Annotated in this window: 23 protein-coding genes; 13 read left to right on the top strand and 10 right to left on the bottom strand. The window is 64.2% G+C overall.

All coding sequences use genetic code 11. The features are described from left to right. Positions 1–41: 41 nt before the first annotated feature. The 6 genes from OZ411_RS33845 to rsmI all read right to left on the bottom strand — a co-directional run bounded on the left by OZ411_RS33845 (position 42) and on the right by rsmI (position 5,726). Positions 42–512 (bottom strand): hypothetical protein, encoded by a 471-nt coding sequence (locus tag OZ411_RS33845; RefSeq protein WP_282531409.1) that lies wholly within the window; start codon positions 510–512, stop codon positions 42–44. Positions 513–618: 106 nt separating this feature from the next. Next, the gene (locus OZ411_RS33840) at positions 619–2,157 is read right to left on the bottom strand and encodes a YifB family Mg chelatase-like AAA ATPase (protein ID WP_282531408.1); all 1,539 of its coding nucleotides are present in this window, start codon (positions 2,155–2,157) and stop codon (positions 619–621) included. A gap of 110 nt (positions 2,158–2,267) precedes the next feature. Then, positions 2,268–3,239: an MBL fold metallo-hydrolase gene (locus tag OZ411_RS33835; RefSeq protein WP_130578037.1), complete on the bottom strand. Its 972-nt coding sequence runs from the start codon at positions 3,237–3,239 to the stop codon at positions 2,268–2,270. Between the two features lie 160 nt (positions 3,240–3,399). Continuing rightward, a complete protein-coding gene (gshB, locus tag OZ411_RS33830) occupies positions 3,400–4,347 on the bottom strand; it encodes a glutathione synthase (protein WP_282531407.1) in 948 nt (315 codons plus the stop codon). 28 nt (positions 4,348–4,375) lie between these two features. Then, a complete protein-coding gene (locus tag OZ411_RS33825; protein ID WP_282531406.1) occupies positions 4,376–4,786 on the bottom strand; it encodes a YraN family protein in 411 nt (136 codons plus the stop codon). Further along, positions 4,773–5,726, bottom strand: a complete 954-nt coding sequence (gene rsmI / locus OZ411_RS33820) for a 16S rRNA (cytidine(1402)-2'-O)-methyltransferase (protein WP_282531405.1) — start codon at positions 5,724–5,726, stop codon at positions 4,773–4,775. The genes OZ411_RS33825 and rsmI overlap by 14 nt, the downstream gene beginning before the upstream one ends. Before the next feature lie 291 nt (positions 5,727–6,017). On the opposite strand from rsmI, the gene OZ411_RS33815 reads away from it, so the two are divergent. Next, positions 6,018–7,244: a penicillin-binding protein activator gene (locus OZ411_RS33815; RefSeq protein WP_282531404.1), complete on the top strand. Its 1,227-nt coding sequence runs from the start codon at positions 6,018–6,020 to the stop codon at positions 7,242–7,244. A 215-nt stretch (positions 7,245–7,459) separates the two neighbouring features. Here the strand turns inward: OZ411_RS33815 and hemW are convergent, their stop codons facing one another. The 3 genes from hemW to rph are packed head-to-tail and all read right to left on the bottom strand — an operon-like array spanning position 7,460 to position 9,963. Then, positions 7,460–8,617, bottom strand: a complete 1,158-nt coding sequence (hemW, locus tag OZ411_RS33810) for a radical SAM family heme chaperone HemW (RefSeq protein WP_130578032.1) — start codon at positions 8,615–8,617, stop codon at positions 7,460–7,462. Beyond that, positions 8,610–9,239 carry an RdgB/HAM1 family non-canonical purine NTP pyrophosphatase gene (gene rdgB, locus OZ411_RS33805; RefSeq protein WP_130578031.1) on the bottom strand — a complete coding sequence of 210 codons (630 nt, stop codon included), beginning with the start codon at positions 9,237–9,239 and terminating at the stop codon, positions 8,610–8,612. Before rdgB ends, hemW begins: the two co-directional genes overlap by 8 nt. 10 nt (positions 9,240–9,249) lie before the next feature. Then, positions 9,250–9,963: a ribonuclease PH gene (rph, locus tag OZ411_RS33800; RefSeq protein WP_130578030.1), complete on the bottom strand. Its 714-nt coding sequence runs from the start codon at positions 9,961–9,963 to the stop codon at positions 9,250–9,252. A 161-nt stretch (positions 9,964–10,124) separates the two neighbouring features. On the opposite strand from rph, the gene hrcA reads away from it, so the two are divergent. Together hrcA and grpE are read left to right on the top strand one after the other, a co-directional pair. Then, positions 10,125–11,213: a heat-inducible transcriptional repressor HrcA gene (gene hrcA / locus OZ411_RS33795; RefSeq protein WP_282531403.1), complete on the top strand. Its 1,089-nt coding sequence runs from the start codon at positions 10,125–10,127 to the stop codon at positions 11,211–11,213. A 209-nt stretch (positions 11,214–11,422) separates the two neighbouring features. Continuing rightward, positions 11,423–12,031 (top strand): nucleotide exchange factor GrpE, encoded by a 609-nt coding sequence (grpE, locus tag OZ411_RS33790; RefSeq protein ID WP_028164802.1) that lies wholly within the window; start codon positions 11,423–11,425, stop codon positions 12,029–12,031. A 70-nt stretch (positions 12,032–12,101) separates the two neighbouring features. Here grpE and OZ411_RS33785 read toward each other — a convergent pair whose 3' ends face one another. After that, positions 12,102–13,037 carry a hypothetical protein gene (locus OZ411_RS33785; RefSeq protein ID WP_130578028.1) on the bottom strand — a complete coding sequence of 312 codons (936 nt, stop codon included), beginning with the start codon at positions 13,035–13,037 and terminating at the stop codon, positions 12,102–12,104. Positions 13,038–13,459: 422 nt separating this feature from the next. On the opposite strand from OZ411_RS33785, the gene dnaK reads away from it, so the two are divergent. The 10 genes from dnaK to OZ411_RS33735 all read left to right on the top strand — a co-directional run bounded on the left by dnaK (position 13,460) and on the right by OZ411_RS33735 (position 22,494). After that, positions 13,460–15,358, top strand: coding sequence for a molecular chaperone DnaK (gene dnaK, locus OZ411_RS33780; protein ID WP_130225528.1), 1,899 nt, complete (start codon positions 13,460–13,462; stop codon positions 15,356–15,358). Positions 15,359–15,500: 142 nt separating this feature from the next. Further along, positions 15,501–16,631 carry a molecular chaperone DnaJ gene (dnaJ, locus tag OZ411_RS33775; RefSeq protein ID WP_282531402.1) on the top strand — a complete coding sequence of 377 codons (1,131 nt, stop codon included), beginning with the start codon at positions 15,501–15,503 and terminating at the stop codon, positions 16,629–16,631. A gap of 196 nt (positions 16,632–16,827) precedes the next feature. Continuing rightward, a complete protein-coding gene (locus OZ411_RS33770; RefSeq protein WP_130578026.1) occupies positions 16,828–17,430 on the top strand; it encodes an rRNA adenine N-6-methyltransferase family protein in 603 nt (200 codons plus the stop codon). Positions 17,431–17,560: 130 nt separating this feature from the next. Further along, on the top strand, positions 17,561–18,139 hold the full coding sequence (locus OZ411_RS33765) for an NAD(P)H-dependent oxidoreductase (RefSeq protein ID WP_130578025.1): 579 nt from the start codon (positions 17,561–17,563) through the stop codon (positions 18,137–18,139). A gap of 6 nt (positions 18,140–18,145) precedes the next feature. Continuing rightward, complete coding sequence (gene pyrF, locus OZ411_RS33760) at positions 18,146–18,856, top strand: orotidine-5'-phosphate decarboxylase (protein WP_282531401.1); 711 nt, start codon at positions 18,146–18,148, stop codon at positions 18,854–18,856. Between the two features lie 19 nt (positions 18,857–18,875). Further along, complete coding sequence (locus OZ411_RS33755) at positions 18,876–19,178, top strand: DUF1330 domain-containing protein (protein WP_130578023.1); 303 nt, start codon at positions 18,876–18,878, stop codon at positions 19,176–19,178. 205 nt (positions 19,179–19,383) lie between these two features. Next, positions 19,384–20,289, top strand: coding sequence for a M23 family metallopeptidase (locus OZ411_RS33750; protein ID WP_349017061.1), 906 nt, complete (start codon positions 19,384–19,386; stop codon positions 20,287–20,289). Positions 20,290–20,459: 170 nt separating this feature from the next. Continuing rightward, positions 20,460–21,275: a 4-hydroxy-tetrahydrodipicolinate reductase gene (gene dapB / locus OZ411_RS33745; RefSeq protein WP_130578021.1), complete on the top strand. Its 816-nt coding sequence runs from the start codon at positions 20,460–20,462 to the stop codon at positions 21,273–21,275. Positions 21,276–21,343: 68 nt separating this feature from the next. Then, entirely contained in the window at positions 21,344–21,967 is a 624-nt protein-coding gene (locus OZ411_RS33740; protein ID WP_130578020.1) for a 2,3-bisphosphoglycerate-dependent phosphoglycerate mutase, read from the top strand. Beyond that, positions 21,964–22,494, top strand: a complete 531-nt coding sequence (locus OZ411_RS33735) for a GNAT family N-acetyltransferase (protein ID WP_282531399.1) — start codon at positions 21,964–21,966, stop codon at positions 22,492–22,494. The genes OZ411_RS33740 and OZ411_RS33735 overlap by 4 nt, the downstream gene beginning before the upstream one ends. Positions 22,495–22,566: the final 72 nt, after the last annotated feature.

Here is a 22,566-nt window from a genome sequence, read left to right as displayed (position 1 = left end):
CCGCGATGCGAACAGGGTTGATAAAGCGTTAACGATCGTTGCTACAGCGAAGCCGCCTGCAGATGGCGGTGCCCGCCATGCGCGCCGACGATCAGCGCCGCGGCATCGCGCGCGGAGAAGCTCTTCGAATGGACGAAGATCCGGTAATCGGCCGGGCCATCCTGCGAAAGATAGATCACGGGGTCGGTTGCGGCGGGATTGGCCGAGATCGCGACCAGTTGCGGCACGCCGTTGCTCTCGCAGGCGCCCGGCTCGGCGTCGTCGTCGATATCATCGATAACAGCGAAATCGGCGGCCTCCGCGCTGTCGGAGACCTGGACCCGCACCGTGGCGGCAGCCGGGTCGTCCGTGAAGCTGACATGGAGCTGGGCGAGCCAGGGGATCGATGCGATCTGGACGGTGGCGCCGCCAGCCTCGATGCAGGGGTGTGGGCCCGGCAGGAATTCACCGCGGGCAACGAGCGCGAACACGGCCAGCGGCACGGCCGAGGCCAGAATCTTCAAACGCAACATGACACCACTCACTCAACCAAAGCTGGCTACGATTGCGCAGGCCTATGGTTGGCGGAGTGTAAAGAGAACTGGTTACCGTCGCGTTGACGCGACGCTGCTGGACGCTTTACGCCGCGCGCCTGATGTCGTCGGCGAGCGCGCGGTAGGACAGGGCCTCCGCGAGATGCAATCGTCCGATCTTCTCCGTGCCGTCGAGATCGGCGAGCGTGCGCGCGACGCGCAGCACGCGGTGATAGCCGCGCGCGGTGAGGCGCATGGTCTCGGCGGCATCGCGCAACAGCTTCTGCCCCTGCGCGTCCGGCTGGGCGATGGTCTCAAGCAGCGATGCCGGCGCTTCCGCATTGGTGCGGACGTTCGGCATGCCGGCGGCGGCATAGCGCGCAAGCTGGACGTCGCGCGCCGCAGCGACCCGCGCCGCCACTTCCGCCGATCCTTCGGCAGGCGGCGGCAGGATCAGGTCGGCGGCGGTCACCGCCGGCACCTCGATCCGCAGATCGATGCGGTCCATCAGCGGGCCTGAGATGCGCATCTGGTAATCGGCGGTGCAGCGGTCGATGGGTCCGCGCTTGCAGGCATAGCCGGGCTCATAGGCATGACCGCAGCGGCACGGGTTCATCGCCGCCACCAGCATGAAGCGCGCCGGATAGGTGACGCGGTGATTGGCACGCGAAACCGAAACCTCGCCCGTCTCCAGCGGCTGGCGCAGCGAATCCAGCACGCGTGGATCGAATTCCGGCAGTTCGTCGAGGAACAGCACGCCCTGATGCGCCAGCGAGATTTCGCCGGGCCTGGCGCGCATGCCGCCGCCGGTGAGCGCAGCCATGCTGGCGGAATGATGCGGGCTGCGGAAGGGCCGCCGCGCGGTCAAGGCGCCGTCGCGGATCTCGCCGGCCACCGACGCGATCATCGACACTTCCAAAAGTTCCGACGGCGACAGCGGCGGCAGGATCGAGGGCAGCCGCGCCGCCAGCATCGATTTGCCGGCGCCGGGCGAGCCCATCATCAACAAATGATGCCCGCCGGCCGCTGCGATCTCGAGCGCCCGCTTGGCGCTTTCCTGGCCCTTGATGTCGCGCAGGTCGAGCAGCGTCTCCTTCTGCTCATGCACCTTCGGCTGTGGGCGCGACAGCACCTGCGTGCCCTTGAAGTGATTGGCGATCTGGATCAGCGAGTGTGCTGCGATGATCTGGATGTCCGGGCTCGCCCACGCCGCTTCGGAGCCGCAGGCCGCGGGGCAGATCAGCCCCTCGTCGCGCGAATTGGCGCCGATCGCCGCCGGCAAGACGCCCGCAACCGGAGCGATCGAGCCGTCCAGCCCGAGTTCGCCCAGCACTGTGAAGCCGTTGAGCGCATCCGGCGGGATGGCCCCGATCGCCGCCATCAGCCCGAGTGCGATCGGCAGGTCGTAATGGCTGCCTTCCTTTGGCAGGTCGGCCGGCGCCAGATTGACGATGATCCGGCGCGCCGGAAGGGCGAGGCCGGAGGCGATCAGCGCCGAGCGAACCCGCTCCCGCGCCTCGGAGACCGCCTTGTCCGGCAGGCCTACGATCGCAAAAGCCGGTAGTCCCGGCGCGACCTGCACCTGCACGTCGACCGCACGAGCCTCGATCCCCTCGAAAGCGACGGTGGAAACGCGTTGAACCATGCTGCCCCCTTGCCACAATCGAGGGTAGCCGAAGGCAACGCCAAGCGCAAGAACATTACGGGAACGTGGGCTCCGGGGCCGCTTTTCCGCTGTCCCGGAGCCCACGCAGCTTACAGCGTCATCTGCATCGGTTCGGGATAATAGTGGAAGCCGTCGCCGACCTTGGCGACATGGCCGTAGCCGGGCCAGGCGAAGTGGTAGGACATCACGGGGGTCTTGTTGGCCGCCAGCATCTCCAGCAGCCTCACCCGCGAGGCCGCCGCCTGTTTCGGGTCGGTATCGTAGGAGAATTCCATCCGCGGCCGCTCGAGCAGCAGCACGGCGTGGTGCGAGAGGTCGCCGAGGAAGGCGAAGGATTTGCCGGCCGAGGTCACCATAAAGATGTGGTGGCCGATGGTGTGGCCGGGCGCCGCGATCGCCTGCACGCCGGGCAGGAATTCCTGGCCGTCCTTGAAGAACACCAGCCGGTCCCGGACTGGCAGCAGATTCTTGCGCGCGTGAACGACGAAGTCCTTCAGCGGGCTGCCCATCTTGCCTTCATCGGTCCAGTAATCGAAATCGCTCTGGGCGATATAGACCTGCGCGTTCGGGAACAGCGGCTTGTCGTTGGCACCGACGATGCCGCCGATGTGGTCGATATGCGCATGCGAGCAGACGACGGCGTCGATGTCCTCCGGCTTGATGCCGGCTTCCGCCATGCTCTTCTGCTGGCGGCCGGTGGTCGGACCGAACGCTTTCGAAGTGCCCATGCCGGTGTCGAACAGGATCAGCTTGTCGCCGGTGTTCACGATCGGCGAATTCTGCTCCAGCACCACATTGTCGGGCGACAGGAAGTTGTCCGACAGCATCTTCTTCACTTCTTCCTTCGGCACGCCGGTGAAGGTGCCGGAGGGATCGCCAAGCGGCAGCGGGCCGTCGGAGACGACGGTGACTTCGGCATCGCCTAGAATGAAGCGGTGCCAATACGGCGTTTGCGTGCCGAGCTTCGGCGCGCGTGCCAGCGCGCTGCCCCCGAGCAGCGTGCTTGCACCAAGGCCGGCGCCGAGCGCGAGCAGGGACCTTCGCGAGACGTTGATTGTCATGCTTTTCCTCCACGATTTTTATCGAGTTATATTTTGGCAATCATCGCGTTGCCGCCCGCGAGCAGGTCCTGCCCCACGACCTGAAGGCGAGCAAGGCCATGCTGCGCTCGCCGTCGCAAGCTGACAAGAGGTCTCAGAGCGGAAGAAAGGCAGACGCGCCCTAAGATTTTGCGCGCTTCGCCTCGATGACGTCCCAGATCATGGCCGCCACGTCCGGGCCGCCGAGCCGCGCGATGGCGCGGATGCCGGTCGGCGAGGTGACGTTGATCTCGGTGAGGTAGCCGTCGATCACGTCGATGCCGACGAACAACAGGCCGATCTCGCGCAAGGCCGGGCCGAGGGTTGTGCAGATCTCGCGCTCGCGGTCGGACAGCTCGGTCGACTGCGCCGCGCCGCCACGCACCATGTTGGAGCGCAGGTCGTCCGCCGCAGGCACGCGGTTGACGGCGCCGGCGAATTCGCCATCGACCAGAATGATGCGCTTGTCGCCATGCTTGACCTCGGGAAGGAAGCGCTGGATCACCCATGGCTCCTTGAACGTCACCGTAAACATGTCGAACAGCGAACCGAAATTCATGTCCTGCGGCATCACGCGGAACACCGCGGCGCCGCCATGGCCGTGCAACGGTTTCATGACGACGGCGCCATGCTCGTCGCGGAACGCGTTGATCTCGTCGAGGTCGCGCGAGATCAAGGTCGGCGGCATCAACTGCGGAAAATTCATCACGAACAGCTTTTCCGGCGCATTACGGACGCTGGCGGGATTGTTGACGACCAGGGTCTTCGGGTAGATACGCTCGAGGAAATGCGTAGAGGTGATGTAGGCGAGATCGAACGGCGGATCCTGCCGCAGCAGGATCACGTCGAAATTGGTCAGCGGCTCGCGCTTGGGCTCGCCAAGCGTGAAGTGATCGCCGACCTCGTCGCGCACGGAAAGAATCTGCACCGGCGCCACCAGCTCATCGCCGCGCAGCGAGAGCTTGTCCGGTATGTAATAGGAAATGCCGTGGCCGCGCTTCTGCGCTTCGAGCAGCAGCGCGAACGTCGAATCGCCGCGAATGTTGATGCGCTCAATGGGATCCATCTGGACGGCGACGTTCAATTTCATGGGCTTTGGGTCCGGTCTCTCGAGGAAGTCATGCGCTGGCGTCGAACGCCGCCAACAGATGGCGCGGCAAACGCTTGGGCGCAATCAGCATGGCGTCGAAACGCATGTCGAATTCCGCATGTTCGGGATGCGTCATCAGCCAGGCCTGGGCGGCCGCAATGATGCGCTGCTGCTGGCGCGGCGTGACGGCATAGGCGGCCTCATCAAAGCTGGCGCGGGCCTTGACCTCGACGAAGGCGAGCAGGTTGCGCTTGCGCACCACCAGGTCGATCTCGCCATAGGGCGTGCGGAAACGCTTGGCGAGGACGCGATAACCCTTGGCCATCAGATAGGCCGCAGCGCGGCTTTCCGCCGACAGCCCGGTGCGGAACGCAGCGACCCGTTCGGGCGAAGCGAGCTTTGCGATTGCGTCCGGCGGCACGTCATCACTCTTCGCCATCGTCGCCCCGCCGTTCTTTTGCGAGTTCGAGCGCGCGGGCATAGACCTCGCGGCGCGGCCGGCCGGAAAGCTCGACTGCATGCGCAACCGCATCCTTGACGCTGTCGCGCAGGAGCGAGGTGCGCAGCAGTTCGTCGAGCTGATCCTGCCCCATCGTCTGCGCATCCGCCGGCGGCGGACCGATCACCAGCACGAATTCGCCGCGCGTCTCCAGCTCATCTTTTCCTGCCGCCAGTTCGGCGATCGGGGCGCGCCTGATCTCTTCGTGCAGCTTCGTCAGTTCGCGGCAGATCGCGGCATCGCGTCCGCCCATGATCGCGGCGAGGTCGGCCAGCGTCTCCTGCACGCGGCTGCCGGATTCGAACAGCACCAGCGTTGCATCGATCCTGGCGAGCTCTACGAGGCGCGTGCGCCGGGCCTGTTCCTTCGTAGGCAAAAAACCCTCGAAGAAAAAGCGGTCGGTCGGCAGCGCCGCGACCGAGAGCGCCGTCAGCACCGATGACGCCCCGGGCACCGCGATCACGTGATGCCCGGCGGCGCAGGCCTCGCGCACCAGTTTGAAGCCGGGATCGGAAATCAGCGGCGTGCCGGCGTCGGAGACCAGCGCGATCGCGGCGCCCTCGGCCAGCCTCTGCAGGATTCTTGGCCGGGCCTGGGCCGCATTGTGCTCATGGTAGGGGGTCAGCTCGGCCGTAATCGTGTAACGCTCGGTCAAACGGCGGGTGATGCGGGTGTCCTCGCAGGCGATCAGGTCGACGCCGGCGAGCGTCTCCAGCGCGCGCAGGGTGATATCGGCGAGATTTCCGATTGGTGTTGCGACCAGATGGAGGCCGGGAACCGGCTTTGGCGCAGTCAGCACATGACCGCCGATGGAAAATGTCCTGTTGGGGACGTCCATCCCGGCGTCAGCACCGTATCTTGAGCTGGCTTTTGCGCGCATAATGCCAATCTAGAGCATGATCCGGAAAAGTGGACACCGGTTTTCCGAAAGATCATGCTCGAACGAAGAGTGGGGGAGCGCCGGCGCCATAACGTGCTTGCGTCTTGCAGAGTGAGGGCGGCTGTGCTGCGCATTTGGTGAGGGGTTCACGGTCCACAGCCGGCAATTCGCCATGGGGATAATCCCGTTGTTTTGGTTAACTATTCGCCGACAATATGCCTGATTCCATCCCCCATTTGTTCGGCAGTTGGAATCCCGGCCCGAGCACGGCTGGTCAAGAGAAGAGACGAGATGGTGGGCCCGCATAGTCGCAAACCAAAATCCTCGGGTCTGCAAGGTTCCGCCGCGACCCGCCGGACAGCACTTGGCCTGATGCTGGGTGCTCCCTTGCTGGCCGCCTGCTCGGGGGTGCAGCAGACCCTTAGCCAGTTTACCAGTCCGTCGAGCCCGTCGCAGCCGGAAGCGCCCGCCGGCCCGCAACAGCAGCCGCAGGCGATCGGCAACGGGCAGGTCAAAGTGGGGCTGATCCTGCCGCTCTCGGCGGCCGGCAATGCCGGCCTCGCCGGGCAGTCGATGAAGAACGCCGCCGAATTGGCGCTGGCGGAATTCCAGAACCCGAATATCCAGCTCCTGATCAAGGACGACGGCGGCAGTCCGCAAGGCGCCTCCCAGGGCGCGCAGCAGGCGATCGGCGAGGGCGCGGAGATCATCCTGGGCCCGCTGTTCGCCCAGTCGGTGCCGGCCGTCGCCCAGGTGGCGCGCGGGCGCGGTATCTCAGTAATCGCGTTCTCGACGGATTCGAGCGTGGCGGGACGCGGCGTCTATCTCCTGAGTTTCCTGCCGGAGTCCGACATCAACCGGATCGTCGAATATTCCGCGAGTATCGGAAAGCGCTCCTTTGCCGCGCTGGTGCCCGACAATGCCTATGGCAATGTGGTCGAGGCGGCGTTCAAGCAGGTGGCCGGTCGCAAGGGCCGCGTCGTCGCATTCGAAAAATACGGCGCCGATCGCGCCACGCCGGCACGTACAGTGGCGCAGTCGCTCGCGCAGGCCGACGCGCTGTTGCTCGCCGATGACGGTGATTCGGTGGTGGCGACGGCAGACGCGCTGACCGCAGCCGGCGCCAATCTGCGCAACATCCAGCTCTTGGGGACAGGCCTGTGGGACAATCCGCGCGTGTTCGCAAGCCAGGCGCTGCAGGGCGGCCTGTTTGCCGCGCCGGATCCGTCCGGCTTCCGCGCCTTCGCCGGTCGTTACCGCAGCAAATACGGCTCCGAACCCGTGCGCACCGCGACGCTCGCCTATGATGCCGTTGCGCTGGTGGCCGCACTGGCGCGAACGCAAGGCGCTCAGCGCTTCCAGCAGGAAACGCTGACCAATCCCTCCGGCTTTGCCGGTATTGACGGCCTGTTCCGTTTCCGCGCCGACGGCACCAACGAGCGCGGACTTGCGGTGATGAAAGTCGCCAGCGGCGGCACGCAAGCGGTCGCGGGGTCACCGAAGAGTTTCGGGGCCTGAAGAAGCAGCCGTAGCCCGGGTGAAGCGCAGCGCAACCCGGGATTCTGTCGTGAGCTAGAGCATTTTTGGTTCTGATCGAATCAGAACCGAAGCTCTAGATTCTTATTTTGACGCGTTTTCTTCACGCGAACCGGTGTCCACTTCGCTCGAAAACGCTCTAAATGCAGACACCCCGGATTGCGCTGCGCTCCATCCGAGCTACGAACTGCACGTCACTATGCGGCTAAATCCGCCACCACGGCATCCAGCACGGGGAAACCCGACTTGGTCACGCGCAGCCGTCCGTCGGTGTCGACGATGATAGCGCCCTCTTCGCGCAGCAACGCGATGCGGCGCGGGTCGAGTACGCGGCCGGAAAGCGACGCATAGCGCTCGGGGTCGATGCCTTCGGCGAGACGGAGCCCCATCAGCAGGAATTCGTCGGCGCGCTCTTCGCTGTTGAGCACCTCGTCGGTGACGACGCCGCTGCCATTGGTTTCGACCCGCATCACCCAGGCTTCCGGCCGCTTCTCCGTTGCGGTGGCGTGACGTCGGCCGTTGATGTCGAGGCGGCCATGCGCGCCCGGGCCGATGCCGGCATATTCGTCGCCACGCCAATAGACGAGGTTGTGCCGGCACTCCGCGCCGGGGCGGGCGTGATTGGAAATCTCGTAGGCCGGCAGGCCTGCTTGCACACAGACTTCTTGCGTCACGTCGTAAAGCGCGCGTGCGACGGCCTCGTCCGGCGTCTGCAATTTGCCCGCGGCATGCAGGCCGAAGAATGGCGTGCCTTCCTCGATCGTGAGCTGATAGAGCGAGAGATGCTCGGCAGCTTCCGCGATCGCATGCCTCAGCTCGTCGGCCCACATCGCAGGGGTCTGATCGGGCCGGGCGTAGATCAGGTCGAAGGAATAGCGATCGAAAGACTGGCGCGCGACGGCGACCGCATCGAGCGCTTCGCGCGCGGTGTGCAGCCGCCCCAGCGCCTTCAGCGAAGCGTCGTCGAGCGCTTGCACGCCGAGCGACACGCGGTTGACGCCGGCGGCACGGTAGCCGCGAAACCTCGTCGCTTCGACGCTCGTCGGGTTGGCTTCCAGCGTCACCTCGACATCGGACGCGACGCGCCAATATTTGCCGATCGCATCCAGGATCGCGCCGACCGTCTGCGGCTGCATCAATGACGGCGTCCCACCGCCGAGGAAGATCGAAGACACTTCACGGCCGGGGACGCGCGCCGCAGTCGTCTCGATCTCGCGCGCGAAGGCGCGGGCAAAGCGCGCCTCATCGATCTGCGTATGCCTGACATGGCTGTTGAAATCACAATACGGGCATTTCGACAGGCAGAACGGCCAGTGCACGTAGACGCCGAAGGCTGCCTGGTCCCGGTCAGTCAAGGCATATCTCCGCCAATTTGACGAAGGCGCGGGCCCGGTGCGACAGGCCGAGCCCGAGCGGTGGCAGCCCGTGCTTCTCGACGCTCGTCATCTCGCCGAAGGTGCGGGTATGGCCATCCGGCAGGAACATGGGGTCGTAGCCGAAACCGGCGGTGCCGCGCGGCGGCCACACCAAGGTTCCATCGGCGCGCGCCTCGACCTCTTCGAGATGTCCGTCCGGCCAGGCGACGCAGAGCGCGGAGACGAAATGCGCGCTTCGGCGGTCGGGCGCGGTCGCGTCGCGTTCCTGCAACAGGCGTTCGATCCGCGTCATCGCGGCGGTGAAATCCTTGTTTTCGCCGGCCCAGCGCGCCGAATAGATGCCGGGGGCGCCGTCCAGCGCATCGACCGCCAGCCCGGAATCATCGGCAAATGCCGGAAGATCGGCGGCCTTGGCTGCGGCGATCGCCTTGATCGCGGCATTGGCGCGAAAACTGTCGCCGGTCTCCTCGGGCTCGCCAAGACCGAGATCGCCCGCCGAGATCGCCTCCACGCCATGCGGTGCCAGCAATTCGCGCATCTCGGCAAGCTTGCCGGGATTGTGGGTCGCGATCACGAGCTTTCCAGTGATTCGACGGTGCATGGCCTATTGACTACGACACCGCCATTTTCTGCAAGTCGACCAGCCGCGCCACACCCTTGCGCGCCAGCCCCATTAGGGCCAGGAACTCGTCCTGCGAGAACGGCGTCTTTTCCGCGGTGCCCTGCACCTCGATGATGCGGCCGTCGCCGGTCATCACGAAATTGGCGTCGGTCTCGGCTTCCGAATCCTCGGCATAGTCGAGGTCGAGCACCGGCGTGCCGTTATAGATGCCGCAGGAGATGGCCGCGACGTTGTCGCGCAACACGTTGGTTTTCAGCATGTTGCGGGCCTTCATCCAGTTGATGCAGTCGGCGAGCGCGACCCAGGCGCCGGTGATCGAGGCGGTGCGCGTGCCGCCGTCGGCCTGCAACACGTCGCAATCAACAGTGATCTGGCGTTCGCCCAGCGCTTCCAGGTCGACCGTGGCGCGGAGCGAGCGGCCGATCAGGCGCTGGATCTCGATGGTGCGGCCGCCCTGCTTGCCGGCGGAGGCCTCGCGCCGGGTACGTTCCAGCGTCGCACGGGGCAGCATGCCGTATTCGGCGGTCACCCAGCCGCGGCCCTGGCCCTTCAGCCACGGGGGCAGACGGTCTTCCAGGGTCGCAGTGACCAGCACATGGGTGTCGCCGAATTTCACCATGCAGGAACCCTCGGCATATTTGACCACGCCGCGTTCCAGTGAGACGGGGCGCAGTTCGTCGGGTGCACGGCGGCTTGGCCGCATGGGAATCCTCCGGGAATTCAAGCGATATGGCTGGCGGTGCTTGTAGGAGCGGGCAGGCGTAGCGGCAAGCTTTTTGGCCGGCTCCCGGGCGGTAATGCACGCTTGTCAGCGGGCGTGTGGATGGTCAAATTAGAGGCAGTTGTGAGGGAGTTGGAGTTATTGTGGCTCAACACGAACCGGTCGGTTTGATCACGCCGCACGCCGGGCTTGCCCAGCTCAACGAGCGTTCGCGCGACATTTTCCGTCAAATCGTCGAAAGTTATCTGGCGACCGGCGAGCCGGTCGGCTCGCGCAACATCTCGCGCCTGATCGCGCTGCCGCTGTCGCCGGCTTCGGTGCGCAATGTGATGTCCGATCTCGAGCAGCTCGGCCTGATCTACGCGCCGCATACCTCCGCCGGCCGGCTGCCGACCGAATTGGGCCTGCGCTTTTTCGTCGATGCGCTGATGCAGGTCGGCCACCTCACCGAGGCGGAACGGCAATCGATCCAAAGCCAATTGGCTACCGTCGGCCGCGCGCAGTCGGTGGAGGCAGCGCTCGACGAGGCTCTGATCCGGCTATCCGGCCTCACCCGCGCCGCCGCCGTGGTGCTGACGCCGAAGTCCAACGCGCGGCTGAAGCATATCGAGTTCGTGCGGCTCGAGCCGGAACGTGCGTTGGTGGTGTTGGTCGGCGAAGACGGGCAGGTCGAGAACCGGGTGCTGGGCTTGCCGCCGGGTGTTCCATCCTCGGCGCTGATCGAGGCCACCAACTTCCTCAATGCGCGCATCCTCGGGCGTACGCTCGCCGAAGCGCGGCTTGAGCTCGAGACCGCGCTGGCACAAAGTCGTGCGGACCTCGATCAACTGACGCAGAAAGTGATCTCGGCAGGGCTCGCAAGCTGGTCCGGTGGCGACAATGAAGACCGGCATCTCATCGTGCGTGGGCACGCCAATCTCTTGGAGGATTTGCATGCGCTCGAGGATCTCGAGCGCATCAAGTCGCTGTTCGACGATCTCGAGACCAAGCGCGGCGTGATCGACCTTCTGGGGCGCGCGGAAAGCGCCGATGGCGTGCGGATCTTCATCGGGTCGGAGAATAAATTGTTCTCGCTGTCGGGGTCCTCGACCATCGTTGCGCCCTATAGCGACGGCGCGGGCCGTATCGTGGGCGTGCTCGGCGTGATCGGGCCGACCCGGTTGAATTATGCGCGGGTGATCCCGACCGTGGACTATGCCGCGCGCCTCGTCAGTAGGATCCTGGGCGGTTAGATCATGATCTCATCTCTTTGTTTGAGCATGATCTCCGCGCAAACGCTTCGCGTTTGTCGCGAGGGAAAACCGGTTTCCACTTTTCCGGATCATGCTCGAATCCTCGAAACCGGGCTGGTTGCGCTTGATTTTCGTTGCCCAAAGCACGATATCCCGGCCAGCCAATCCCTTACATGTTGACCAGACGCGATTTTTCGAAAAGGCAAGCCATGACCGATCCGAACCGGCCGAACGACAACGCCGAGAACCCGGCGCAGACCGGCGAGCCCGTGGTCTCGAAGCCCTACGTCATGCCCGACGATCCCGAGCAGGGATCGGCGGAGGCCCTGACCAAGGAGCTGAACGAAGCGCGCGATCGGACGCTGCGCACGCTGGCCGAGATGGAAAACCTGCGCAAGCGCACCAGCCGCGAGATCGCGGACGCGCGCGCCTACGGCATCACCGGCTTTGCCCGCGACATCCTCGACATCGCCGACAATCTGCAGCGTGCCCTCGATGCTGTCCCGGCGGAGGCCAAGGCGGCCGCCGACCCTGGGCTGAAGGCCCTGATCGAGGGCGTCGAATTGACCGAGCGTTCGCTGCACGCCACGCTGGAGAAGAACGGCGTCAAGAAATTCGATCCTACCGGCGAGAAGTTCGATCCGAACTTCCAGCAGGCGATGTACGAGGTTCCCGATCCCTCCGTGCCCTCAGGCACGGTGGTGCAGGTGGTACAGGCCGGCTACACGATCGGCGATCGCGTGCTGCGTCCGGCGCTCGTCGGTGTCTCCAAGGGTGGCGCAAAGACCGCGCCGGCTTCGGCCGCACAGCAAAACTGAATCTGCTCAACGCATCGGCTGATGCAACGCCGTTGATGCCGGCCTCGACAGAGGCCGGCAGAGATCGATGTTATCGCGGCTGAATTCCGTCGCGCACGCTGCGGAAGCGCGGGAATGCGGTCGACCATTGATCGCGCGGCGAGGAGCCGATGATGCGCAGCGAGGTCTGCGCACCGAACCGCAGCCACTGCACGATGGTAACGGGCGTGTTGTCCTTGCCGCTGACCGCATCGATCCGTGTCTCGTAGCCGGGCTGGCCATCGATGCGGATCGGCTCCGACATCGTGATCCGTCCGTCGCGCACGCCGGGGATCGTGGTCGCGATCTGCTGGGCAAAACGGCCGCGATCATCGGGAGAGGCCGCGGTCGAGCCGATGATGCCGATGATCATGAAGGGCGCCACCTCGAACCCGCTCTTCTCGTCGCCATCGGCGACAATCAGCGCGGCGCCGGGCGCCAGCGTGCGGACGTTCTTGAAGTTCGCCAGTTCGGTTATCTTGAACGGCATCAGCCCGAGCTGCTCGTCGACCGGAACCTGATCCCGGATCGCTGCCGTCGAAAACATCTGGCGGACGGCGTCGTCGGTATAGATCCTGGCGGCATTCTCCGGGACCTGCATGGCGATGTAGCCGGAGAAGGTCGGGCCGGGCAGGATCATCGAATAGCGCCGCACGCCGCCGGCGCCATCCTTGGCATTCTCGACCGTGTAATAGGCAAGGCCGGCCGCGGTCTCGATGCTCTCCGGCTTGATCCCGCCGGCGCCGCCCGGGTTCGCCTTGAAGGCATTGGCGACCTCGCCATAGGCCTCCGCCGGCAGGTCGGTCACCAGCACCTTGACACCCTGGTCCTCGGTCTCGAAGCCGGTGAAGGTTTTCGCGCGATTGAGCCCCACCAGCGGCTTCATCCCGACCCGGGCGCCCGGCGGAAAGACCACGTCCGCGGCAAAGGCGGGAAATGCGGCGGCAATGAACAGGGCGACCGCGGCGAGGAGGCGAATGGGGTTCATGTCAAGGATCTACCGGGTTTGGCATTGAAGCCGTTCGATGGGCGGCCGGCGCGGGCCGCAAGCTGTCGGGCCTCGTTCAGTTGGCCCGCTTTTAGCGGTTTTGATGGCCCGACGACAGGGGCGGGCGGCTTCATGCCGCCTGATGGCGCAGGGTGCAATGTCGCAGCTTTCTTGCGCATTCGTTAATGTCGGCCCAAGGACCAAGCCGGGCCCAAGCCGATCCCGGCCCGGGCTGACACAATCTTTCAAACGTCAGTCTTTTCAGGTCTCAAGGTTGCGTCCAGTCCTTGCAGGCCTTACCCCCCCTCCTATATGAGCCTCATCGTCGCAATATCGCGAGCATTTGAACGTGTGGGGGTTCGGTTCGGTGCGCCGCCAGGGCCCAGCCAACCTGCCTTAGAGAAGAGAAGGAAATCAGAACCATGGGAAAGGTCATAGGGATCGACCTCGGCACCACGAATTCGTGCGTTGCTGTAATGGATGGCAAGAACGCGAAGGTCATCGAGAATTCCGAGGGCATGCGGACGACGCCGTCGATCGTCGCCCTCACCGATGATGGCGAGCGCCTCGTCGGTCAGCCGGCCAAGCGCCAGGCGGTGACCAATCCTGAACGGACATTCTTTGCGGTGAAGCGCCTCATCGGCCGCCGCTATGACGACCCGATGGTCGAGAAGGACAAGAAGCTTGTCCCCTACAAGATCGTCAAGGCATCGAACGGCGACGCCTGGGTCGAGGCCGACGGCAAGACCTATTCGCCCTCCCAGGTCTCCGCCTTCATCCTGCAGAAGATGAAGGAGACCGCGGAAGCGCATCTCGGCCAGAAGGTCGATCAGGCCGTCATCACGGTTCCCGCCTACTTCAACGACGCGCAACGCCAGGCCACCAAGGACGCCGGCAAGATTGCGGGCCTTGAAGTGCTGCGCATCATCAACGAGCCGACCGCGGCCGCGCTCGCTTACGGTCTCGACAAAACCAAGTCCGGCACGATCGCCGTGTACGACCTCGGCGGCGGCACCTTCGATATCTCCATTCTCGAGATCGGTGACGGCGTGTTCGAGGTGAAGTCGACCAACGGCGACACCTTCCTCGGCGGCGAAGACTTCGACATGCGGCTCGTCAGCTATCTCGCCGACGAATTCCAGAAGGAGCAGGGCATCAACCTGCGCAACGACAAGCTTGCCTTGCAGCGCCTGAAGGAAGCCGCTGAGAAGGCCAAGATCGAATTGTCGTCGACGACGCAGACCGAGATCAACCTGCCCTTCATTACGGCCGACCAGACCGGGCCGAAGCATCTGACGATGAAGCTGACCCGCGCCAAGTTCGAGGCGCTGGTTGACGAACTCATCCAGAAGACCATCGAGCCCTGCCGCAAGGCCCTGAAGGATGCCGGCCTCACCGCCGCTGAAGTTGGCGAGGTGGTGCTGGTCGGAGGCATGACTCGCATGCCGAAGGTTCAGGAAGTGGTGAAGCAATTGTTCGGCAAGGAGCCGCACAAGGGCGTCAACCCGGACGAAGTCGTCGCCATCGGTGCTGCGATCCAGGCCGGCGTGCTGCAGGGCGACGTTAAGGACGTCCTGCTGCTCGACGTGACCCCGCTGTCGCTCGGCATCGAGACGCTGGGTGGCGTGTTCACCCGCATCATCGACCGCAACACCACGATCCCGACCAAGAAGAGCCAGGTGTTCTCGACCGCTGAGGATAACCAGAACGCGGTCACCATCCGCGTCTTCCAGGGTGAGCGTGAAATGGCGGCCGACAACAAGATGCTCGGCCAGTTCGACCTGATGGGCATTCCGCCGGCCCCGCGCGGCATGCCGCAGATCGAGGTGACCTTCGACATCGACGCCAACGGCATCGTCAACGTCTCGGCCAAGGACAAGGCGACCGGCAAGGAGCAGCAGATCCGGATCCAGGCATCCGGCGGCCTCTCCGAAACCGACATCGAGAAGATGGTCAAGGACGCCGAGGCCAACGCGGCCGAGGACAAGAAGCGGCGTGAGGCCGTCGACGCCAAGAACCATGCGGACGCGCTGGTGCATTCCACCGAGAAGGCGCTGGCCGAGCATGGCTCGAAGGTCGCCGAGACCGAGCGCCGCGCCATCGAGGACGCCGTCAGCGACCTGAAGGAAGCGCTGAAGGGCAATGATGCCGAAGCGATCAAGGCCAAGACCAACGCGCTGGCGCAGGCTTCGATGAAGCTCGGCGAAGCCATGTACAAGCAGCAGGCCGAAAGCGATGCCGCCAAGGACGCTGCGAAGGATGATGTCGTCGACGCGGAGTTCACCGAGGTCGACGACGACAAGAACAAAAAGTCTGCTTAAGACACGGGCGTAGGATGATGACCCCCATGCCAAGAGCGCGCCAAGCGTCTCCATGGATGGGGGTCATTTTTCGTTAAGCCGAACACTGCATCTTGCCGAACGCATGGTCCGGCATGAGGATGAATTCGGGCGGGTTTGACTGATGTCTACCAAGCGCTGCTATTACGAGACCCTCGAGGTCGAGCGGAACGCGGACGAAACCAAGCTGAAATCGGCTTTCCGCAAGCTCGCGATGAAATGGCATCCGGACCGTAATCCCGGCGATGCCACGAGCGAGGTCAGATTCAAGGAAATCAACGAAGCCTACGAGGTCCTGAAGGACAACGACAAGCGCGCCGCTTATGACCGCTACGGCCATGCCGCGTTCGAGCAGGGCATGGGCGGTGGCGGTCCGGGCTTCGGCGCTGGTTTTGCCTCTTCCTTCTCCGATATTTTCGAAGACCTGTTCGGCATGGCCGGGCAGCGTCGCAGCGGCGGCCGCGAGCGCGGCGCCGATCTTCGCTACAACATGGAGATCACGCTCGAGGAGGCGTATCTCGGCAAGACCGCGCAGATCGAAATTCCCGTCTCCGTCACCTGCGAATCCTGCTCCGGCACCGGCGCCAAGGCCGGCACTAAGCCGAAGACCTGCTCGATGTGCGGCGGCGCCGGCCGCATCCGCCAGGCCCAGGGCTTCTTCACGCTGGAGCGCACCTGCCCCGGCTGCCAGGGTCGCGGCCAGATGATCGAGGACGCTTGTCCGTCTTGCTCCGGCTCCGGTCGGGTCACGCGCGAGAGGACGCTGTCGGTCAATATTCCCCAGGGCGTCGAGGATGGCACCCGCATTCGCCTCGCGGGCGAGGGCGAAGCCGGCGTCCGCGGCGGCCCGTCCGGCGACCTCTATATCTTCCTGTCGCTCACCCAGCACCCGTTCTTCCAGCGCGATGGCGCCGACCTGCACTGCCGCGTGCCGATCTCGATGGTCACCGCGGCCCTGGGTGGCGAGTTCGATGTGCCGACCATCGACAAGGGCAAGACCAAGGTGAAGGTACCGGCCGGAACGCAATCCGGCCGCCGATTCCGCATTGCATCAAAAGGCATGCCGGTGCTGCGGTCGCGTCAGACCGGCGACATGTATGTCCAGGTCGTGGTCGAAACGCCCCAGAATCTGACCAAGAAGCAACAGGAATTGCTGACGGAGTTCGAAAAGCTCTCCTCCGGCGCGACGCAACCGGAGGCGGTAGGTTTCTTCTCCAAGGTCAAGGACTTCTTCGGCACTCGGACGGGTACCTAGCGTGCTGGCAGAAGTGGTCCTGGCAGCGCGCGCCATGGCGCTGAAATCCAAATTGGTGCATGGCGTTATCGCCAAACCCCGTCACAGTTTGGCGGATCAGATGCGTGGGCGATCTGCTTGACCATAACGGTTTCGACCTATACCTCTTTATGACTGTTTTCTGACAGCCGCTCGCGCGGTCCCGCCTGGTAGCGACATGCCCCTGCAATCGTCCGTGCGTCCGTTGAAGAAGCCCCGTCTCGACGACGAGGTCCGCTTCCTCCGGTCATGGATCGAAAAACCGCTGCATGTTGGCGCAGTGATGCCGTCGAGCCGGCTGCTGGCGCGCACGATGGCGCAATATGTCGATGTCAGATCGGAAGGTCCCGTCGTCGAACTTGGTCCCGGGACCGGTGCGATCACCAACGCGCTGATCGAACATGGCGTCGATCAGAAGCGTCTCGTACTGGTCGAATACAATCCCAGCTTCTGCGCGCTGCTGCGCGAGCGCTATCCGCAGGCCAAAGTGGTGCAGGGCGACGCCTACAAGCTTCGGGACTCGCTCTGGGATGTGTTGCCCGCACCGGCCGCGGCGATGGTTTCTGGCCTGCCTCTGGTCACCAAACCGATGATCACCCGCCTAAGGCTGATCCGCGATGCCTTCGTGGCGCTGGCGCCGGGCGCTCCCTTCGTCCAGTTCACCTATTCGGTCGTCCCGCCGATCCCGAAATCGCTGCCGGGCGTGTCCACAGAAGCTTCCGAGCGGATCTGGATGAACCTTCCGCCCGCCCGGGTCTGGGTGTATCGCAAAGGGCGGTAGGCGCGTATTCCGCAAAAGTGGACGCCGGTTTTGCGCATAGAATACGCGCAATTTATTGGCTAAGAGCATTTTCTGCGAAAATGCTCGCTGCGCATCGCGCGGCGGGTCTGCCGAACGCGATTCAAAAATAATGTCTGCGCTGAAAATACTTGTGATCCCGGGGTCGCTGCGATCAGGTTCGCTCAACGCGAAGCTTGCGGCCGTTGCGGCGCATGAGCTCGCGCAGGCGGGCGCCGAGGTCAGCCGCATCTCGCTGGCCGATTTTCCGCTGCCGATCTATGACGGTGACTTGCAGGCGAAATCCGGCGTGCCGAAAAACGCGATCAATCTCAAGCGCATGATCGGCGCGCATCATGGCGTGCTGATCGTGACGCCGGAATATAATTCCTCGGTGCCGCCGCTGGTCAAGAACACCATCGATTGGGTGAGCCGCGTGCAGGATCCCCATGAGGTTCGCGGCCAAGTGTTTCGCGATCGTGTCTTCGCCATCGCTGCCGCTTCCGGCGGCCGGCTCGGCGGCAGCCGCGCATTGGCGGCGCTGCGCCTCATCCTGTCCGCCTGCCAGGCCACCGTGATCCCGAACCAGCTCGCGCTGTCATTTGCCGAACATGCCTATGACGACATGGATCACCTGAGGCATCCCGCCGATATCGAGGCGATGCAGGCCATGGCGCGGCAGTTGATCGACCTTTCCCAACGCATGATGTGAGGTGACATGCAGCCAGCCGATATCGCACCGAAGGACCGCCTGATCGTGGCGCTCGATTTGTCCAGCATCGCTGCGGCGGAAGCGATGATCGACAAACTCGGCGACAGCGTGAACTTCTACAAGATCGGCTATCAGCTCGCTTATGCCGGCGGCCTGCCGCTGGCGCGCGCGCTCGCAACTGCCGGCAAGAAGGTCTTCATCGATCTCAAGCTGCATGACATCGGCAACACCGTCGCGCGCGGCGTCGAGAGCATCGCGACACTTGGCGCCACCTTCCTCACCGTGCACGCTTATCCGCAGACCATGAAGGCGGCCGTGGAGGCGCGCGCGGGATCGAACCTCAGGATTCTCGCGGTCACGGTGCTGACGTCCTATGACGACAATGATCTCCACGCCGCAGGCTATCGCTTCAACGTTGCCGATCTCGTCGAGGCGCGCGCGCAGCAGGCGCAGGTGCTCGGCGTCGACGGGCTCGTGAGTTCGCCGGAGGAGGCGGCCTCGTTGCGCAAGATCGTCGGACACCAGATGAAGCTGGTGACGCCCGGCATCCGCCCGGCCGGTTCCGCGAGCGGCGATCAGAAGCGCATCATGACGCCGTCACGTGCAATCGCCGCGGGCGCCGACTATCTGGTGGTGGGGCGGCCGATCCTGGAGGCCAGTGACCCCAAAGCCGCCGCAGATATCATTCAGGCTGAGATTGCGCAGGTGCTAGGCTAACGACAAGGGAGAAAAAGGGATGGCCAAGGGATACTGGATCGGACGCGTCGACGTTCACAACGAGGAGGGATACAAGCCCTACATAGCGGCCAACCCGGCCATCTTCCAGAAATTCGGTGGCAAGTTTGTCGTGCGCGGCGGCAAGTTCACTGCGGTCGAAGGCCAGAGCCGTTCCCGCAACGTCGTGATCGAGTTTCCCGACTACGAAACAGCGCTAGCCTGCTATCGCTCGCCGGAATATCAGGCCAACATCAAGGTTCGGCAGCCGCATTCGATCGCCGATCTCATCATCATCGAAGGCTACGAGGCGCCGCAATCCTGAGCGAGCATTCTGCGCGAGAGGATGGCGAGCCACGCTTTGTCCGAATGTTGGTCGGGAAAGTTCCTCCGCTGGATAGCTGATAGGCTTCCGCCAGATGATACCGAGGCCATTTATCATCTCCCACGGATTCATGCGGTCCGTCGCAGTGATTGCGGCGGCAGTCGGCTTTGCCGGCTCCGCGCGGGCGGAGAACATCGAGCTCGCAATGCCCGTCGGCTGCGAGATTGGCCAGACCTGCTACATCCAGAACTATGTTGATGACGACCCTTCGCAGTCGAGCCGCGATTATAAATGCGGCTCGCTCACCTACGACGCACATAACGGGACGGACTTTCGTATTCCCTCACTCGCGGCGCAAAAATCCGGCGTGGACGTGCTCGCTTCCGCAAGCGGCCGCGTTCTTCGCATGCGCGACGGCGCGCCCGATGGCGCTTTCGGCAAGACGGCGCGCGAGGCCGTGCGCGATGTTGAGTGCGGCAACGGCGTCCTCATCGAACATCCCGGCGGTTGGGAAACCCAATACTGCCATATGGCCAATGGCAGCCTGGCGGTGAAGCCCGGCGACGACGTCGCCCGCGGGCAGCGGCTCGGCCGCATCGGTCTGTCCGGTCTGACCGAATATCCTCATTTGCATTTCACCGTCAGGTACAAAGGAGCCATCGTAGATCCCTTCGCCTATGGTGCCGTTCCCGGCTCATGCGGTGGCGGCGAATCTCTTTGGCAGCCTGCGCTCCGCGCCCGGCTTGCGTATCAGGAACGAGCGGTCCTGAACGCCGGCTTCATGAGCGGTCCGCCGACCATGGAACTCATTGAGGAGGCAAGTGCGGAGGGGCAATCCGTATCCGCCAATTCCCCCGCGCTTGTTGCCTTCATCCGTGCCATTGGGCTGAAAGCGGGAGACACCCAGGGGCTGGTGATCAAGGACCCGCAGGGACAAGTTCTTGCCGAAAATCGAACCGCGCCGCTTCAGAGCAACAAGGCGCAGTACATGTTGTTTGCGGGCAAAAAGCGCCCGCCGAACGGCTGGGACCACGGCACCTACAAGGCGACCTATACTGTCGAACGCGACGGCCAGGTCGTCTTGGAAAAGCAGTTGGAACTAGCCCTATAGCCACGCGGGCACGCGGGATGGCGGCCTGGGCGATCCCGCCGGCGGGGCCAGGTTGGGCTATCCTTCTACCCGGCTCGTTTCCAGCTTTTGCTTGCCTATGGGAACGTCTCGCAAGAGACTCGGTTGCCGGAATGGGCTGCGCCCGCTATAGGCGTGGAGAGGGATAAGCCATGGCCGATATGCGCTTGATCGTTGCGGGGGCCGGCGGCCGGATGGGCCGCGCCTTGACGCGCGCTATCTCGGAGACCCCGGGCGCGGTTCTGACCGGTGCGCTGGAAGCGCCCGGCTCCGAGCTTCTCGGGGAGGACGCCGGCGTGCTCGCGGGCCTGCCTGCCAACGGCGTCAAATTGTCGGCTGATCTTTGGTCGCTCTCGGCCAATGCCGACGGCATCCTGGATTTCACCGTGCCGGCGGCGACGATCGCCAATGTCGCGATCGCAGTCGAGCGTGGCCTCGTCCATGTCATCGGCACCACCGGGCTGTCGGCGTCCGATGACGCGGTGATCCGAAGCGTCACCAATCGCGCCGTGGTGGTGAAGTCCGGCAATATGAGCCTCGGCGTCAATCTCTTGGCGGCCCTCGTTCAGCAGGTCGCGAAATCGCTCGACAATGCCTTCGACATCGAGATCGTCGAGATGCACCACAAGGCCAAGGTCGACGCACCCTCCGGCACCGCACTCCTGCTTGGCGAGGCTGCCGCGGCTGGCCGTGGCATTGCGCTCGACAGGCACTCGGCCCGTGGCCGCGATGGCCACACTGGTGCGCGCCGTGCCGGCGATATCGGCTTTGCCTCGCTGCGCGGCGGCACGGTGCCCGGCGACCACAGCGTGATCTTCGCCGGACCGCATGAGCGCATCACGCTGTCGCATCTTGCCGAGGACCGCATGATCTTCGCGCATGGCGCGATCAAGGCGGCGCTATGGGCACATGGCAAGGAGCCCGGGCTATACTCCATGATGGATGTGCTGGGGCTCTCCGACGTCTAACGCATGATCCGGAAAAGCGGGAACCGGTTTTCCGAAATGATCATGCTCAAACAAGAACGGAATTTGGAATGAGCGATCGTCTTCTCGTGCTGGTGCGCCATGGCCAGAGTGAATGGAATCTGAAGAATCTCTTCACCGGTTGGAAAGACCCCGATCTCACCGAGCAGGGCATTGCCGAAGCGAAAGAGGCCGGCCGCAAGTTGAAGGCGCAAGGACTGTCGTTCGACATCGCCTTTACGTCGGTGCTGAAGCGCGCGCAGCATACGCTCGATCTGGCGCTCGCCGAAATCGGCCAGACCGGATTGAAGACGCTAAAGAACCTCGCGCTCAATGAACGCGACTACGGCGATCTCTCCGGTCTCAACAAGGACGACGCCCGCAAGAAGTGGGGCGAGGAGCAGGTCCTGATCTGGCGCCGCTCCTACGACGTCTCGCCGCCCGGCGGTGAAAGCCTGAAGGATACGCTGGCGCGCACGCTGCCATATTACGTGCAGGAGATCCTGCCCTGCGTGCTGCGCGGCGAACGAACGCTGGTCGCCGCCCACGGCAATTCGCTGCGCGCGCTGATCATGGTGCTGGAGAAACTGTCGCCCGAGCAGATCCTGAAGCGCGAGCTGGCGACCGGCGCACCTATCATCTACCGCCTCAACGCCGATTCCACCGTCGCCTCGAAACTCGACCTGGCGGCGTGAGCGGCAGCGTCGAGATATCCGTTCTCGACGCGCCCGTACCGGACGCAGCCCTCGAGCAGCTCGCATCGGTCCTCGTCGATTGCGTCGAGGGCGGCGCCAGCGTCAGCTTCATGGCGCCGTTTTCGCAGGCCGATGGGCTTGCGTACTTTCGTGAAGTCGCTGGCGCAGTCGCGTCAGGCGACACTGTGCTGCTTGCAGCAAAGCTCGATGGCAGGATCGTCGGCACGGTCCAGTTGGGACTCGACACGCCGCCCAACCAGCCGCACCGCGCCGACCTGAAAAAGATGCTGGTCCACCGTTCCGCGCGCGGGCGCGGCATCGGCGCAGCGCTGATGGCGCAGATCGAAGTCGAAGCCATCAGACGCGGCCGCTGGTTGCTCGTGCTCGATACCGTGCCGGGCGAAAACGGCTATCGTCTCTACAAGCGCGCCGGCTGGACCGAGAGCGGGATCATCCCGAACTACGCGCTGTTTCCCGACGGCCGGCTCTGCGACACGGCGGTGTTCTGGAAGCGATTGAATAAGTAGGATTGTAGATTCCATGGGGCGGTGAGCGCGCCCTTTCCGGTAGGTTTGGGTTTCCACACTCGAACCATCGGA

Origin of the sequence: Bradyrhizobium sp. Arg237L, assembly GCF_029990105.1 — a bacterium.
GTDB lineage: Bacteria > Pseudomonadota > Alphaproteobacteria > Rhizobiales > Xanthobacteraceae > Bradyrhizobium.
Note: the sequence above shows the minus strand (reverse complement) of the source record. Positions and strands in the feature narration are given on the sequence as shown.

Bases quoted from the DNA above. Each gene is read 5' to 3' on its own strand.
- gshB (WP_282531407.1), bottom strand. From the start codon at position 4,347: ATGAAATTGAACGTCGCCGTCCAGATGGATCCCATTGAGCGCATCAAC.
- dnaJ (WP_282531402.1), top strand. From the start codon at position 15,501: ATGTCTACCAAGCGCTGCTATTACGAGACCCTCGAGGTCGAGCGGAAC.
- grpE (WP_028164802.1), top strand. From the start codon at position 11,423: ATGACCGATCCGAACCGGCCGAACGACAACGCCGAGAACCCGGCGCAG.
- OZ411_RS33825 (WP_282531406.1), bottom strand. From the start codon at position 4,786: ATGGCGAAGAGTGATGACGTGCCGCCGGACGCAATCGCAAAGCTCGCT.
- OZ411_RS33835 (WP_130578037.1), bottom strand. From the start codon at position 3,239: ATGACAATCAACGTCTCGCGAAGGTCCCTGCTCGCGCTCGGCGCCGGC.
- OZ411_RS33845 (WP_282531409.1), bottom strand. From the start codon at position 512: ATGTTGCGTTTGAAGATTCTGGCCTCGGCCGTGCCGCTGGCCGTGTTC.
- rdgB (WP_130578031.1), bottom strand. From the start codon at position 9,239: ATGCACCGTCGAATCACTGGAAAGCTCGTGATCGCGACCCACAATCCC.
- dapB (WP_130578021.1), top strand. From the start codon at position 20,460: ATGGCCGATATGCGCTTGATCGTTGCGGGGGCCGGCGGCCGGATGGGC.
- OZ411_RS33785 (WP_130578028.1), bottom strand. From the start codon at position 13,037: ATGAACCCCATTCGCCTCCTCGCCGCGGTCGCCCTGTTCATTGCCGCC.
- OZ411_RS33755 (WP_130578023.1), top strand. From the start codon at position 18,876: ATGGCCAAGGGATACTGGATCGGACGCGTCGACGTTCACAACGAGGAG.
- OZ411_RS33840 (WP_282531408.1), bottom strand. From the start codon at position 2,157: ATGGTTCAACGCGTTTCCACCGTCGCTTTCGAGGGGATCGAGGCTCGT.
- OZ411_RS33815 (WP_282531404.1), top strand. From the start codon at position 6,018: ATGGTGGGCCCGCATAGTCGCAAACCAAAATCCTCGGGTCTGCAAGGT.
- OZ411_RS33740 (WP_130578020.1), top strand. From the start codon at position 21,344: ATGAGCGATCGTCTTCTCGTGCTGGTGCGCCATGGCCAGAGTGAATGG.
- OZ411_RS33770 (WP_130578026.1), top strand. From the start codon at position 16,828: ATGCCCCTGCAATCGTCCGTGCGTCCGTTGAAGAAGCCCCGTCTCGAC.
- rsmI (WP_282531405.1), bottom strand. From the start codon at position 5,726: ATGCGCGCAAAAGCCAGCTCAAGATACGGTGCTGACGCCGGGATGGAC.
- rph (WP_130578030.1), bottom strand. From the start codon at position 9,963: ATGCGGCCAAGCCGCCGTGCACCCGACGAACTGCGCCCCGTCTCACTG.
- dnaK (WP_130225528.1), top strand. From the start codon at position 13,460: ATGGGAAAGGTCATAGGGATCGACCTCGGCACCACGAATTCGTGCGTT.
- pyrF (WP_282531401.1), top strand. From the start codon at position 18,146: ATGCAGCCAGCCGATATCGCACCGAAGGACCGCCTGATCGTGGCGCTC.
- OZ411_RS33750 (WP_349017061.1), top strand. From the start codon at position 19,384: ATGCCCGTCGGCTGCGAGATTGGCCAGACCTGCTACATCCAGAACTAT.
- OZ411_RS33765 (WP_130578025.1), top strand. From the start codon at position 17,561: ATGTCTGCGCTGAAAATACTTGTGATCCCGGGGTCGCTGCGATCAGGT.